Here is a 14078-nt window from a genome sequence, read left to right on the forward strand (position 1 = left end):
GTGCGCGCTCCGCACCTCTCCCCCGCTGACGTCATAGCCAGGTATACCATAACCGAAGTGGCCCAGCATGTAGGTGCCAGTGAGCAGCTGTTGGCCTGTTGTGCCGAGCACCGGCTACGCACCATGATCCAATTGCGCAAGGCAGCTGAGACAGAAGGAGGGCTCAGCACTGATTTGGGTTGCAGCGCTGACGTGGAAAAGGAACTACTGGCGCTGTTCAGTCCGCCCGGCATCCCCATCCAATGGCCGCCACTTTCCAAGCAAGAGGATCGCATACGGCAGCATTATGCCCACCTTGACGCTCGGTGCCGATCCGTACTCGACACTTGGATCTTCAGCTTCAAAGACGCTGAAGTTGCCCTGCACTACCTGGTGCACAGCAGGGAAGACTTCCGACGCATGCGGAATGTTGGCCCACAGACGTTGACTGTCCTCACCGAGTGGCGCACGCTTTTGCGATCCATCGTTCCACGCCGGGATCCGCTGGTCGATCCGCGGATCAGCGCCAAGTCGCAGCCGGAGCCATTGCTCTCCGTAGTGCACCGCACCCTATCCCTCTTTGCCCTTGAGATCCGGCTGAAGCATTGGTACGGGAAGGAGCGCGAAGCCGTGAGCTATTACGCATTCGCCTACTTGGCCAAAGCTTGCAAGCGCGGCACTGAACTTCACGACCCGGGCCAGATCGCCATCGAAAGCCGCATACCCGGTGGCCCATTGAACGCGAAGAAGGAGGTGTGCAAGGATCTGGCGATCTGGTCCAAGTCCGGTGAGAACTGCTGGGATGAAAAGCACGAGAGCACGCGATACCCGCTGGTCGTCATGGAATGGAAAGCTGGCAGCGATCGTTTCTCCACGTACGATCTCGAACACCTCGTGAGCCTCTGCGGTCAGGCGCCCGGCACGGTGGGCATAGCAGTGACTTTCGTCGTTGGCGAGAAGCCCATGCTACGCGCGACACTTGTTGAGAACGGCACGGTAAACGATGATTGGCTCCAGGTGGGCTAGCGTAGACGCCACTCCACCATCAGAAAGTCCTCGACGGTCATTCCACACGTGAGGGCTGCTTCCAACCAGCGCAACTGCGTGCCGCGCAATCGGTCCTTCTTCTGTTTCTTGCTTTCAGCAAAGACCAGTCTGCCCTCCTTCCACGCGACCACATCCCAGCAGCCTGCGTAGGTGTTGCCATTAGCAACGGCGATCGCGTGCAGCCGTTCGATCACCCAAGGCACTTCAATGGAAACGTGTTCTTGTGCGGCCGGGCCCTCCAGTTTCCATTCGCGCCACAAGGCGGGCTTCATGGCGGGCTTGCCGTAGGTCTCCAGCCAGCGTCCCTCCCACCCCTCTGCTTCAAAGGCACGCAGGATGGCCACCTCAGCGAACTGTGCACGATCGTCCACGAGCACCAGGTCCTTTCCACCGAAGGTGTGGACGTCCTCGGCAGCGATGGCCTTGGTGAATTCGGCTCGATGCACCGCCACAGCGAACCCCGGCACAACTTCCTCCGACCGGTCGAACGTGAAGACTGGGATCATGAAGTGCATGTGCTTCACTCCCGCACCACCCTCACCGCATTCCCGCCGCCTGCTTCGCGCAGGATGTAGAGCCCGGCGGGCAGGTGGTGCAGGTGCACGGTGGCGGTGGGGCCGTTGGTGTGCTGGGTGTGCAGCACGCGGCCGCGGGCATCGCAGAGCAGCACGGTGCGCGGGGCGGCATCGGCAAAGGAGAGGGTGACGCTGCCCGTGGTGGGATTGGGGAAGGCCGTGAAGGCAGTGGTGGTGGGCGCTGGCGCGGCGGTGTTGATGATCTGCACCGGCACGGACGGTGCGCTGGTGCAGCCCAGCGCATCGGTGTACACCACCGTGTAGCTGCCGCTGGTGGGCGCGGTGATGCAGGGCCAGGTGGCGTTGGGCAGCGGCAGGCCATCGAGGTACCACTGCAGCTGCGGGCGCCATGCGGTGCACAGCGTTTGGCCGCTCTGCAGCACGGTGGGCACGGCCGGCACGGTGGGACAGGCCAGCGGAGCGCGGTACACATCGCCGTAGCGCCCCACGGCGATCAGCGCACCGTCGGCCAGCGTGGCATCGCCGATGATGGCGTCGAAGGGTGCGGGCACGATGTTCACCCAATCGTTGCCTCCGTCGGTGGTGCGCACCACCTGGCCGCTCACGCTCACGGCATAACCGGTGTCGGGGTGCGTGAAGAAGATGCTCTTGGTGTACTGGGGCAGTCCGCCGAGGTAGGTCCAGGTGTCGCCGCCATCGGTGGTGCGCAGGCCACCGCCACCGCCTGTGAAGCCCAGGGTGTCGTTGAGGAAGAAGATGCTGTGGATGTCGGCGTTGGTGCCGCTGGCGAGCGGTTGCCAGCTGGCGCCGCCGTCGGTGGAGCGCAAGAGGGTGCCGCCTTCGCCCCCGGCAAAGCCGAGGGTATCGTTCACGAACCAGAGGTCGAAGATGTTGCCGCCGGACGTCTGCGTCCAGGTGGCGCCGGTGTTGGTGGTGCGGTAGCAGCCACCGTTCACGTAGCCGCCGCCCACGATGGCCGTGCTGTCGTTGAAGGCCCAGGTGCAGCGGATGGCGATGTTGGGCCCGGGGTGGTTGGTGCTGGTGGCGAAGAAGTCGGTGGTGCTGCGGTTGGCGCCAACGCCTCCGCCGAGCCAGCCGGTGCCGTCGGCGCGCAGGTGCACGCCCAGCCATTGCGCATTGCCGGCGCTCACGTTCATCCAAGTGCGGCCGCCGGTGGCGGTGCGCAGCACGCCGTTCTGCACACCGCCCGAGGTGAGCCAGCCTGCCGTGGCGCCGTTCTGATCGGTGCCGAAGCTCACCTTGTTGAGCATGGTGTGGTAGGTGCCCGATTGCACGGGCGTCCACGAGGCGCCGAAGTCGAGGGTGCGGTACACGCAGGCTTCGCCGGTGAGCACGCCGATGCCGGTGCTGTCGATCCACACGCTGTAGAGGTCCTGCAGTCCGAGCGACAGCAGCGTCCAGTTGGCGCCGCCGTTGGTGCTGCGCAACAGGGTGCCGTTGTTGCCCGGTGCCAGCAGGATGCTGCCTTGCACGAAGAGGCTCAGCAGGCTGTTGGTGGTTGGGCTGGGCTCCAGCGTCCAGTTGTCGCCGCCGTCGGTGGTACTGATGATCTCGCCACCGAGCCCAAGGGCGATGCCGTTGAGCGGATCGGCGAAGTGGATGCCGCGCAGGTTGTAGTTGATGGGCGTGGTGACCTGGGCCCAGTTGGTACCGCCGTCCACCGTGCGCAGGAGCAGGGCGCCGGTGGCGGCCGCGAAGCCGAGCTGGTCGTTAACGAAGTGCAGGGCCACCATGGCGTTGGTGGTGCCGCTGGTCTGCTGTGTCCAGGTGGCGCCGCCGTCGGTGGTACGCACGATCTTGCCGCTTTCGCTTCCAGCCCAGCCCAGCGTGTCGTTGACGAAGTGCAGCACGGCCATGTTGCCGAAGGTGGGCTCGAAGACGGAGGTGGCCGAGGCCCAGCCGTCGGTGGTGCGGTAGAAGCGGCCCGAGTTGGCACCGATGATGCCGCGCTGGTCGTCCCACATCCACAGCATGCGCGGCTTGTCGATGAGGTTGTAGGGTTGGCGCTGCCAGCTGGCACCGGCATCGGTGGTCTTGAGCACGAAGCCCAGGATACGATCCACGGTGAAGCCGGTGACGGCATCGACCATGTGCACGGACGATAGCTCGCTGTTGTTCTTCACGGGTGTCACCAGTTCCCAGGTCTGGGCAGCGGCGAACAACGGAAGGAAGAGCGGCAGGAGAAAAGAACGACGGAGCTGCATGGTTGCAAAGTAAGTTCGTGGCATGCCCGTGCTGGCCTACGTGCTCTTTGCCGCAGCGGTGCTGTGGTGCATCGGTGCGGTGCATGCGGCCACGCGCAGCAAGGTGTTCACCGCTGCGGTGGTGGCGCTCGGTGCGGTGCACAGCGTGGTGGCATGGCGTGGTACCTACACCAACGCGTTGGCCTTCCCTCCCCCGCAGATGCTGCTGCTGGCGCCGGTGGTGGTGGCGCTGCTTGTGGCGCTGGCCATGCAACGCGGGCGCGCGTGGCTGGGCGGGTTGCCGCTGGTGCCGCTCACCGCCGTGCACGTGCTGCGTTTACCGGTGGAGCTGGTGCTGCACCAAGGGTACGAGGCGGGCCTTGTGCCGCGCGACATGACGTACAGCGGCTTCAACTTCGACATCGCGAGCGGCATCAGCGCGGCCTTGATGCTACTGTGGCTGCGCAGCAAGCGACCACCCGGCAGAGGCGTGCTCATCGCGTGGAACCTTGCTTGCCTGGTGCTGCTCTTCATCGTGGTGGTCACCGCGGTGCTGAGCATTCCGAGCAGCGTGCAGCGCATCAATTTCTCCACGCCCAACGTGCTGGTGACTGCCGTGCCGTGGGTGCTGCTACCGGCCATGTTGGTGCCGGTGGTGCTGTGGGCGCATGTTGCGGCATTGACCGGTTTGCTCGGTGGGCGGAGGCAGTAGTGAGGCAAGCGCAAAAACGAACGCCCGCCCTGTTGTCCAGAGCGGGCGTCGCTGCATGATCGATCAATGCTCAGGGCTGCACCGCGGCCACGGCGGCTTCCTCCTTGGCCTTGCTGCTGGTGCTGATCTCGCGCACGCACTGCCAGCTGTCGCCGCTCTTCTTGAAGATGGCGAAGTAGGTGCCTTGGTCCACCACCGCGCCGGTCTTGTCGGTGTCGGTCCACGAGCCGATCTCGGTCACGTGGTCGGTGCCAGCGAAGACATCGATGACCTTGAAGGTGGGCGTGCGGCCCAAGGTGTCGTTGGCCATCTTATCGGCCATGTCCTGGCGCAGGCTGGCCTTGCCCATGAGGGGTTCGCGGTGCATGCCGTAGCTCACCACATCGTCGGCGTAATAGCTCATCACGGCATCCACGTTCTTGGCGGCTGCGGCTGTGGCATAGGCATCCTCCATGCCTTGGATGGTGGCGGTGAGGGCAGCTGCATCCACGGCGGGCGCGGCCATGGGCTCGCTGGGTGCAGGGCTGCTGCAGGCGGCGAAGAGCGCGAGACCGCAGACAGCAATGGGGAACAAGGTGCTTGTGCGCATGGTGAAGAAGGGGTTGGTTGGGCGAGGGACGGGGAATTCCGCCTTCGTATCAAAGATGATCGTTTATTCCGGACCGATCCCGCGCTGACGCCGTGTGCTCCCGAACGAAGCCATGCAGCGGCGAAGTCCGTCACGCCAACAAGAGCCATGCTGCGGCAGCCAGCAGCACCAGCACCGAAACCGCGAGCAGGAAGCGCGCGGCGGCACGCTTCCACCGCGGTGTGTCGTTGTTGAAGAACCAAGGGTAGAACTGCTTCACGGCCCTGCAAGTTGGCCCTAAGAGCCTGTTTGGGATCCCTTCGAACTCGCTCTCCGGTCTCTTTTCCGCCCATGCTTCGCCGGAAAATAATCCCGTAGGCACCGCTACGCGATGATTTTCCGGATGCGCCTGAACGAAAAATAGCCTCGGAGCCCTTCGTTCAAGAGAGCCCAAACAGGCCCCAACGCCGAAGCCCTGGCAATACCAGGGCCCCGGTGTTGGGCACGACGCGGCTCAGCTGTTCGCCTTCCGCTCGTGCGTGGGCTTGCCCAAGCGCTCGATCAGCTCGTGCACCTGTTCTTTCGTCTGGCCGAGCTTATTCTGCAGGCGGCCGACCAGTTCATCTTCCTTGCCCTCGGCGTAGAGCAGATCGTTGTCGGTGAGGTCGGCGTACTGCTGCTTCAGCTTGCCTTTGATCTCGTTCCAGTTGCCTTTGATCTTGTCCGTTGTAGCACTCATGGCTGTTGGGGTGTTTGGGGTTCGGGCTGTGTGGACCACGGAGCGTGCCACGCGCGGAAAGTCGCGCCGGGCAGGGCATTCGTTCAACTTGGTGTTCCGAGGCGCGGGGTGGTGCGGCCTCGTTCGGGGGCGATCGCGCCACGCGATGGGACTGCACGCTACCTTCCCACCATGAGAACACTTCTCCTCCCCTTCCTCATCGTTGCCGCGGCGCTCAACGCGCAAGTGGTGATCACGCAAACCACGCAATGGACGGTGCCTGCGGGTGTCGATACCGCCACGTTCGAGCTGATCGGCGCGGGCGGCAGCGGTGGCACCAACGGCGGTGGTGGTGGTGGTGGCGGTGGTTACGCGCGACGCACCACTGCGGTGACGCCCGGCACAACGTACAGCATTGTGGTGGGCGCAGGTGGCAGCGGCACGGGCACCATCGTGGGCGGCTTGGGCATGTTCGCCGAGGCCGGTGGCAACGGCAGCAGCGTGCCCAACCCCAACCTGGGCGGCGGCGGTGCTGGCGGCAACGGCGTGGGCGGTCAGGTGAACCGCACGGGCGGCACGGGCGGTGGTGGCTACTGGACCTACTTCGGTGGCGGCGGCGGCGGCGCGGCAGGGCCCACAAGCAACGGCGGCATTGGCGGCAACACGATCGTGTGGAACGGCAACAACTGCCTCACACCCGGTGGTGCTGGTGGCACCAGCGGTGGCGGCCCGTCCGGTACCGGGGGCAAGGGCGCGGGTTTCACCGATAACAATTGCACGGTGACCGACCCTGAGGGCAATGGCGACAACTACGGCGCGGGTGGCGGCGGTGGTAATGGCATCGGTTCGCCCGGCGGCACGGGCAGCGGCGGCGTGTGCATCATCTCTTGGAATTCATCGAGCGCCGTGGCCGAGAGCGGTGCGTTGGAGAGCGTCTCTGCCGTGTTCATTGATGGGCAGCTCTTGGTGCGCAACGCGCCAGCGGGTGCGGTGTGCACGTTGGTGGATGCGCGCGGCGCAGTGATCTGGAGCGGTGCGGCGAATGCGTTTGCAAGTGATGCGGCCCCGGGTGTGTATGCATTGAGCGTGAAGGCGGGGAAGGAAGAGAAGGTGGTGAGGGTAGTTTGGTGAGTGTTTCCACCTTTTCCTTGACGAAAAGGTGGAGCCAAAAGTCAACCACGATCAAAGCCGCAATCCGGCTCGCACGGGCCCGCAGCACGGGCTCCCCGAGCCGGATGCGGCCGCGCTGATCGTGGACACCTCCCCGCAGCTGCCTGCATGGAAGCTCCTTAGTGGGAGGGATCGCACCCTCGTCATCGCGAGGGTCGCATTTGGACCCGAAGCGATCCAGCATGGCATCAGTCCCTGGCTGGATCGCGTCGCTCGCAAAGCCGCGCTCACGATGTTGGAGGTGGAACGTATTGATGGCCGGTTGACCTGTCGCGATACGCCAGCGGGTGCGGCGCGCGTTTTGACAAGCGACGTGTTGACGATACGGACCGGCTTCCCTGTAACCAACGCGGCCTCCGAACGTCCTTTACACAGCCGATGAAACGAACCGCCCCGCTCCTGCTGCTCCTGTCCTCGCTATTGGTGGATGCCACCGCCCAGGACTGTAGCACCGATTTCGTCACCAAGCGCTTCAAGACCACGGTGGAGCGCAACGTGGAGTACAGCAAGGCGCTGAACTACCGCGGCGTGATGGACACCCTGCGCATGAACATCTGGAAGCCGGTGAACGACGGCCTCACGGAGCGGCCGGTCATCATTTTCGCTCACGGCGGCGGCTTCATGGGCGGGCACCGCGCCACGCTCGATTCGCTGTGCATGCAGTGGGCCGCGCGCGGTTACGTGGCGGCCACCATCAGCTACCGGCTGGGCTTCCATGCCCCATGGCCGAAACGTATGCCGTACACCTACGACCGCGCCGAAGTGGTACGCGCCGCCTGCCGCGCCACCATGGACATGCGCAACGCCGTGCGCTTCCTCAAGGCGCGCGCACCCATGTACCGCGCAAGCACCGAGGACTTCTTCGTGGGCGGCTTCAGCGCGGGCGCTATCACGGCATTGCACGCCACGTACATGGACAACGAGAAAGAGATCCCCGTCGAATGCGGCGAGATGGGCATGGTGTACGAGAAGTTGACGCCCTATGCGCGTCCTGACCTGGGTATCCGCGAGCAGGAGCTCTCCCCCATGGCCACCGACGCTTCGGTGAAGGGCTGTCTGAGCTTCTTCGGCGCCATCCTCGACACGCGCTACATCGATGCCGCAGATGACCCCGCGTTGTTCACCTACCACCAGGTGGGCGATCCCGTGGTGGGCTGCGGTTCGCAACCCGCCCTTTGGGGCCTGCGCCTGGAGATGAGCACCAACTATCCCGTGCTGCAAGGCGCATGCGGGATCGATGAGCGCGCCATGGACCTTGACATGTCCGCCGACCATTACCAGACCTACCTGCACAAAGGCCCCGATCATGCGGTGCACAACATGGAGCTAGTGGACAGTCTGGCGGCCGTTTTTGCTGCACAGCAGATCTGCCCGCGCAAAACCTTCAGTATGACGATGCCCGCGAAACCCGCACAGGACGAGGTGCCCCAGATGGGCGACGACAACGACGGTACGCACGCCACCGACAGCCTGGGCCGCCCCACCATCGTGGGCATCGGCGAGCGCTGGTTGCGCCGCTACGTGGAGAAGAAGATCCAGGAGAAGGACGTGGAGGGCAAGAGCATCGGCACGCAGCTGATGAACGAAGGCATCCGTCGCTGGACGGAGAGCATCGTGGAGCCCTGACGCGATCCCGGCTCAAGGCCGGGATGATAGCGTGGAACGGTGCTCCCTGTGGAAACGACAGAGGCCCGGTCCCGCCTCTTGGCCGGGATGACAGACCAGGATGGAGGATGTGGGAACGACAGAGGCCCGGTCTCCCGACCAGGCCTCGTCGTTCAACTGCACCTGCTACCTCACATGTTCCCAAGGTCTGACTGGAACTCCGCCAACGTGGTTGGCGAGAGCTGGATGGTCTGGTTCATGCCCGCCGACACCGTGGTGGTGGTGAACGACGACGAGACCGCTCCATTGATCTGCGAAATGGCAACAATGATCATGTTCATGCCCACCGGCAAAGTGTAGTAGCTGCCTGTCGAGAACACACTGCCCGAAGTGTTGTGCACGGCGGTCATCGCGTTCTGGTCAGGGAACACCAGCCAGACGAAGGTGTTGTCCTCGTTGTGGCCTGCGGGGCACGTCACCTGCACGGAAGTCTGGTTGCCGCCGCCCATGAAGTAGTCGCAGTTCACCCAATCGAGCGTGTCCTCACCGATCACGAAGGCGCTGGAATCAATGCTCAGATCGGGGTTCGCGAACGGATCCCACACGATGGTGCCGTCAGCGTCCACATCGCCGATGAAGAGCCCCATGTTGGGATCAACGCCGTTGGGCGCTGGCACGATCACGGTGGTGCTGCCGGTGGCGAGCCACAGCTGTTCGCCGTTCTGCGTGGCGTTCAAGTAGTACTGCCCACCGCTGATCAGCGGCTTCATCTGCCCGTTGTCATTGCCGAGCGTCTGCTTGTTCAGCCACACCATGTCGGCCACATTGAGCGCTTCGACCAGCACCACTTCCACAGCGCCGGTGGCAACAGTACCGTTCTGGCGCATGAAGGCGTTAGGTGCGAAGAACGCGGTGACACCATCCTGCCCGCTCACCTGGCCGCCCGTTGCAGCCTGCACGGTGAACGTCTGCTTCGCGTCCTCAACATTGTCGCTGAAGATCTGCCGCAACGGGTTCTGCGTGACGGGCGCGGGGCCACCGCTCGATGTTTCCTTCTTGCAACCAACAGCCACCATCGCCACCGCGACGCAGCCGGTCAACATCCACTTCATGCTCTTCATGGTCCGATCCATTTAGGGGTTTCGGATCCATGACGCGGCAGCCGTTGCACCGCGCTGCCCCGGAACACGAACTATTTATTTTCCGGGCTGCACAATACGCCGCGTGCTGATGGCGGCCATGCCGATGTACGTGAGCGCACCGTTCACCAGCAGCGTCTCGAAGCCCATCTTGTAGCCACCGAAAAGACCGGCGGAGTACATGCGCAGCACGAACGTGATGACCGCCGAGGCGATGGTGATGACCGGCACCAGTTCCTCCTTGGGCTTGCCCTTGCCGAAGAGCCCGAAGGCAAAGAGCCCGAGCAACGGCCCGTAAGTGATAGCGGCCAAACCGAAGAGCGTGTTGATGATGGTGGCGTCCTGCCGTCGGAAGAACCAGAGGATGCACAGCATGAACACACCGGCCATGGCCAGGTGCACCAAACGCCGGATGCGGCGCTGCTTGGCTTCGTCCCACCCACGGTCGCGGATGCCGATGAGGTCGATGCAGGTGCTGGCGGTGAGCGCGGTGAGCGCACCATCGGCGCTGGGGAACAGCGCGCTGATAAGGCCCACGATGAAAAGCAAACCGATCCACTGCGGGAAGTGTTCGAGCGCGAGCATCGGGAAGAGGTCATCGCTCTTGGCAGGCGCTTCAATGCCCATCTGGCCGAGCTTCAACCACAACAGAGCACCGAGCAACAAGAACAGCACGTTCACCCCGAGCAGCACCACGCTGAACACCCGCATGTTCTTCTGCGCGCCGTCCACCGTGCGCACGCTCAGGTTCTTCTGCATCATCTCCTGGTCCAGACCGGTCATGACGATGGTGATGAACATGCCGCTGAGCACCTGTTTGAGAAAGAAGCCCTCGCTGCGCCAGTCGGTGTTCCACACATCGAGCATGCCGCTGTCGGAGAGCGCGGTGGACCAATCGGCCATGCCAGCGCTGTTGGTGATGTACACGATGGTGCCCACCAGCGCTGCAAGCATGAAGAGCGTTTGCAGGGTGTCGGTCCATACGATGGTCTTCACGCCGCCATGCAGGGTGTAGAGCACGATCATCAGCATCACCACACCCGCCGTAACCCAGAAGGGCACCTCCATGTCACTCATGGTGAATTGGTGGATCACATTGAGCACCACATAAATGCGCAGCGTCGCGCCCATCAACCGGCTGATGATGAACCACGATGCCCCCGTGCGGTAGCTCACCATGCCGAAGCGCTCGCGCAGGTAGCCGTAAATGCTGGTGAGCTGCATGCGGTAGTAGAGCGGCAGCAGGATGCCCGCCACGATCCAGTAACCGATGGCGAAGCCGATGACCAATTGCAGGTAGTGCCACTTGCCCGCCTGCACCGCGCCCGGCACACTGATGAAGGTGACGCCGCTGAGGCTGGTGCCGATCATGCCGAAGGCCACCACCCACCACAGGCTTTTCTTGTCGCCGCTGTAGAACGCGTGCTCACCAGCGCCACGGCCCGTCCACCAGGCAATGCCCAACAGCACCAGGAAGTAGCCGAACACGATGGAGAGGAGAAGGACCGGGCTCATGCCACGAAAGAAGGCGGGGCGATTAGATGATCAGACGATCGGATGATCAGATGATGAACAGGGCGCGGGGGGTTGTTTCCAATGACCGGACGGTCGCATCACAATCTACCTTTCCGTGCGCCGTTCCAATATCACGTTTCGAGCATGTCAAGACGCTGGTGCATCCTTCCGTCCTTCATTGCCCTTCAGGCGATGTCGCAGTGCGCTACGGTGCTCGATGGTCCAGATTGGAAAGAGATGGTGGATGCGGAACTAACGAATTCTGTGGTGCAAGAATGGGGACTTGAATACACCGTATTGGCACCCTTGCCGATTTCATCAGACACTGCATGGCGGTTGCCCTCCGATCGCGATGACATGAACCTGGTCGCCTTCCATCGTAACGGCAGCCTAAAATTCCGGCAAACGACCAAGCACGATTGGCGGGAGGAGGTTCACTTCGACACGAGCGGAGTTGTTGAGTCTTACAGATTCGTTTCGAAGCGGGCCGGGATGCGCCATGAACGGGACTTGGATCACAGCACCGGCCAACTCACTGAAACCACCCTGCATCGGATCCAGCTACCATCTGGCCGATATGAGACGAAGAAACTTCCTCCCGCCATCACACGAAAAGGAAACAAGCTGTTCGCTCGTCATGAGGTGATCTCAACGCATGACTCGTTGGGAACCCTTATCTCCAACTATGTGAGCAACGACACTACCGAGTCCGTGATCGAATACGCAGCGAACGGAGATACGGTCCGTTACAGCTGCACCCATCGAACGCAGTACGTGGAAGAAGAAAACACAACGATCGATAAGGGTAGTGGAGTCAGACTGCGCCTGGAACCTGACACGCAAGATCCGAGCAAACACGTCTACGTGATTTGGTTGAACGGCGAATTGTATAGGTCCGGGCGCACCGAACTGACCGGATTTTATCCCCCCGGTCTCGTTTCCACCGCGGACGAATTGATGCGCCGTTACAAATGCGGAGAGTTGTAGTGAGAGCGCCCCCTGGATGACCACACATGCGAGTAAGCGCTTGCACAACGCTCTCGCGGGAAAGCCGCCTACAGCGTCACCCGCTCACTTCTTCACCCTGCTCACCGCGTGCACCCGCACTTCCCTCCTGCGCCCTTTCACGGGCAGGATCTTCTCCGGGCCGATGATGAAACGGTCGCTGACGTCGCCCATGCGCTCGAGCAGTTCGGTGCTGATGAGCAGGCGCTCGTCCAGCTCCTTGCAGAGGCCCAGCATGCGGCTCACGGTGTTCATCACATCGCCGCTGTGATCGATGGCCCGTTTGATGTGGCCCACCTGCGCGGTGATGACACGCCCGCCGTGCACGGCCGCGCGGAACTGCGGCACCACGCCGAATTCGTCCTTGAAGAACTGGGCCTCCTCCTGGATGCGGTCGTTGATGTCGAAGCAAAGGTCCAGGCAGTTGTGATGGCGCACGCCCGTGGGCATCTTCCACGTGAAGATGACCTCGTCACCCACGTACTTGTGGATCTCCGCCTCGTTGCGCAGCACGGCATCGCTCATCAGCGAATGGATGAACTTCAGGAAGCGGAAGTACCGCATGTCGCCCATACGCTCGGCCAGTGATGTACTGCCCTGCAAGTCCATGGTGAGGACGATGCGCTCGTGGGCCTTGGGTTTGTCGTACCAACCCAGGAGCGAGCCCAGCAGCATGCGCTTGCCGAAGGCTTCCTCCAACTGCACGGCCACGATGGTGAGCGACGTGATGACCACCGTGCGCAGGAGCAACAAGTAGAACGGCTGCATGCTGAACACCTGGCCCATGCGCACGCCGTCCTCCTGCAGCCAAGGGAAGATCTGCTCGCGGCCCATGGCGAAGGCCAGGCCGATGAGGCCGAGCGTGAGCACGTTCACGAGGAGCACCTTGCCGAACAGCTGCAGCGGGATGGGCAACGCGCGGAACCGCCTTCCGAACAGGAATTCCTCCAAGACACCTGTCCAAACCCCGAGCAACGTGAAGCCGAGGTGGCCGAACACGAGGTCCTCACCCGCGAACACCAGCAGCACGGCCGCGATGAAGCTGCTCATCAAGGCGTACTTGAGCAGCTTACGGAGCTTGTAGCGGGTGATGTTGGCGAGGGCCATGGTAAAAAAGGGGCGCGAAGCTAGGTCCAACCAGGGGTGCATCTTCGCCGTGTGGAAGTCCTCTGGCGCCTGTTGAGCTATGTGTGGCCCGTGCGGTTGGCGCGCTACCAAGGGGCGTTCGGTCCGCTGGACGTGGTGTACGAATACGGGGTGAAAGTGCTGAACACCCCGAACGCAAACCAGAGCCATGGCAGCCTCCACACCATCTGGCAGCGCGTGTTCCGTCAGGTGCTCAGCACCGAAGAGCCGCCCGCGTCGGTATTGCTGCTGGGCTTGGGCGGTGGCAGCGTGGTGAAGATCCTGCGGGACGAGCGGGCGATCAGCGCGCCGATCACTGCCGTGGAACTGGACCCGGTGATGGTGCGGATCGCAACGGACCACTTCGGACTGAAGGGGTTTCCCGATGTGAAGGTGATCATCGGTGATGCGTTCGCCCCGCTGCTCGGACCTGAATGGCCCTTCGACCTGGTGGTGGTGGATGTGTTCGTGGACGACTCGGTGCCAGCCGCCATGGCCGAGCCGGAAGTCATAGACCGGCTGATGTCGCTGACCTCCCGGGGAGGTCAACTGCTGATCAACACGATGGACCGCGGGCCGAAGGAAGCGCGCATGAGCCGCCTGCTGGCCGCCACGTTCCAAGGGAGGAATACCGCCTTCACCGTGCTGGAGCCCATGGAGGGCAACAAAGTGTTCTGGTGGCGACCTGTCGAGCGGGGATGAGCCTTCGTCGCAACGCCCGGGCATCGCAACGTCAACCTCCAACGTCAGCGGTA

General features: G+C 63.0%; 13 protein-coding genes. 6 read left to right on the forward strand and 7 right to left on the reverse strand.

What is annotated here, in order from left to right; translation table 11 throughout:
• Positions 1–1005 (forward strand): hypothetical protein, encoded by a 1005-nt coding sequence (locus IPJ76_00065; protein QQR86653.1) that lies wholly within the window; start codon positions 1–3, stop codon positions 1003–1005.
• Here IPJ76_00065 and IPJ76_00070 read toward each other — a convergent pair.
• Both IPJ76_00070 and IPJ76_00075 read right to left on the reverse strand, forming a co-directional pair.
• Positions 1002–1532 carry a hypothetical protein gene (locus tag IPJ76_00070; protein QQR86654.1) on the reverse strand — a complete coding sequence of 177 codons (531 nt, stop codon included), beginning with the start codon at positions 1530–1532 and terminating at the stop codon, positions 1002–1004. The two genes, IPJ76_00065 and IPJ76_00070, sit on opposite strands and share 4 nt — an antisense overlap.
• A gap of 14 nt (positions 1533–1546) precedes the next feature.
• Positions 1547–3787 carry a T9SS type A sorting domain-containing protein gene (locus IPJ76_00075; GenBank protein QQR86655.1) on the reverse strand — a complete coding sequence of 747 codons (2241 nt, stop codon included), beginning with the start codon at positions 3785–3787 and terminating at the stop codon, positions 1547–1549.
• A 22-nt stretch (positions 3788–3809) separates the two neighbouring features.
• Between IPJ76_00075 and IPJ76_00080 the strand changes: the two genes are divergently transcribed.
• On the forward strand, positions 3810–4478 hold the full coding sequence (locus tag IPJ76_00080; GenBank protein ID QQR86656.1) for a hypothetical protein: 669 nt from the start codon (positions 3810–3812) through the stop codon (positions 4476–4478).
• Between the two features lie 70 nt (positions 4479–4548).
• On the opposite strand, the gene IPJ76_00085 is transcribed toward IPJ76_00080, so the two are convergent.
• Positions 4549–5067 carry a DUF4440 domain-containing protein gene (locus tag IPJ76_00085; GenBank protein QQR86657.1) on the reverse strand — a complete coding sequence of 173 codons (519 nt, stop codon included), beginning with the start codon at positions 5065–5067 and terminating at the stop codon, positions 4549–4551.
• A 493-nt stretch (positions 5068–5560) separates the two neighbouring features.
• Positions 5561–5785, reverse strand: coding sequence for a CsbD family protein (locus IPJ76_00090; protein QQR86658.1), 225 nt, complete (start codon positions 5783–5785; stop codon positions 5561–5563).
• 171 nt (positions 5786–5956) lie between these two features.
• On the opposite strand from IPJ76_00090, the gene IPJ76_00095 reads away from it, so the two are divergent.
• Together IPJ76_00095 and IPJ76_00100 are read left to right on the forward strand one after the other, a co-directional pair.
• Positions 5957–6895 (forward strand): hypothetical protein, encoded by a 939-nt coding sequence (locus tag IPJ76_00095; protein ID QQR86659.1) that lies wholly within the window; start codon positions 5957–5959, stop codon positions 6893–6895.
• A 417-nt stretch (positions 6896–7312) separates the two neighbouring features.
• A complete protein-coding gene (locus IPJ76_00100; protein QQR86660.1) occupies positions 7313–8560 on the forward strand; it encodes an alpha/beta hydrolase in 1248 nt (415 codons plus the stop codon).
• A 170-nt stretch (positions 8561–8730) separates the two neighbouring features.
• On the opposite strand, the gene IPJ76_00105 is transcribed toward IPJ76_00100, so the two are convergent.
• Both IPJ76_00105 and IPJ76_00110 read right to left on the reverse strand, forming a co-directional pair.
• Positions 8731–9651: a hypothetical protein gene (locus IPJ76_00105; GenBank protein QQR86661.1), complete on the reverse strand. Its 921-nt coding sequence runs from the start codon at positions 9649–9651 to the stop codon at positions 8731–8733.
• Positions 9652–9735: 84 nt separating this feature from the next.
• Positions 9736–11193 (reverse strand): sodium:solute symporter, encoded by a 1458-nt coding sequence (locus IPJ76_00110; GenBank protein ID QQR86662.1) that lies wholly within the window; start codon positions 11191–11193, stop codon positions 9736–9738.
• A 144-nt stretch (positions 11194–11337) separates the two neighbouring features.
• Here IPJ76_00110 and IPJ76_00115 point away from each other — a divergent pair, with 144 nt between their 5' ends.
• Positions 11338–12180, forward strand: coding sequence for a hypothetical protein (locus IPJ76_00115; GenBank protein QQR86663.1), 843 nt, complete (start codon positions 11338–11340; stop codon positions 12178–12180).
• 84 nt (positions 12181–12264) lie between these two features.
• Here the strand turns inward: IPJ76_00115 and IPJ76_00120 are convergent, their stop codons facing one another.
• Positions 12265–13305 carry an adenylate/guanylate cyclase domain-containing protein gene (locus IPJ76_00120; protein ID QQR86664.1) on the reverse strand — a complete coding sequence of 347 codons (1041 nt, stop codon included), beginning with the start codon at positions 13303–13305 and terminating at the stop codon, positions 12265–12267.
• 51 nt (positions 13306–13356) lie between these two features.
• Between IPJ76_00120 and IPJ76_00125 the strand changes: the two genes are divergently transcribed.
• A complete protein-coding gene (locus tag IPJ76_00125) occupies positions 13357–14025 on the forward strand; it encodes a hypothetical protein (GenBank protein QQR86665.1) in 669 nt (222 codons plus the stop codon).
• Positions 14026–14078: the final 53 nt, after the last annotated feature.

The sequence above is a fragment of the Flavobacteriales bacterium genome, from assembly GCA_016699575.1.
Classification (GTDB): Bacteria; Bacteroidota; Bacteroidia; order Flavobacteriales_F; family PHOS-HE28; genus PHOS-HE28.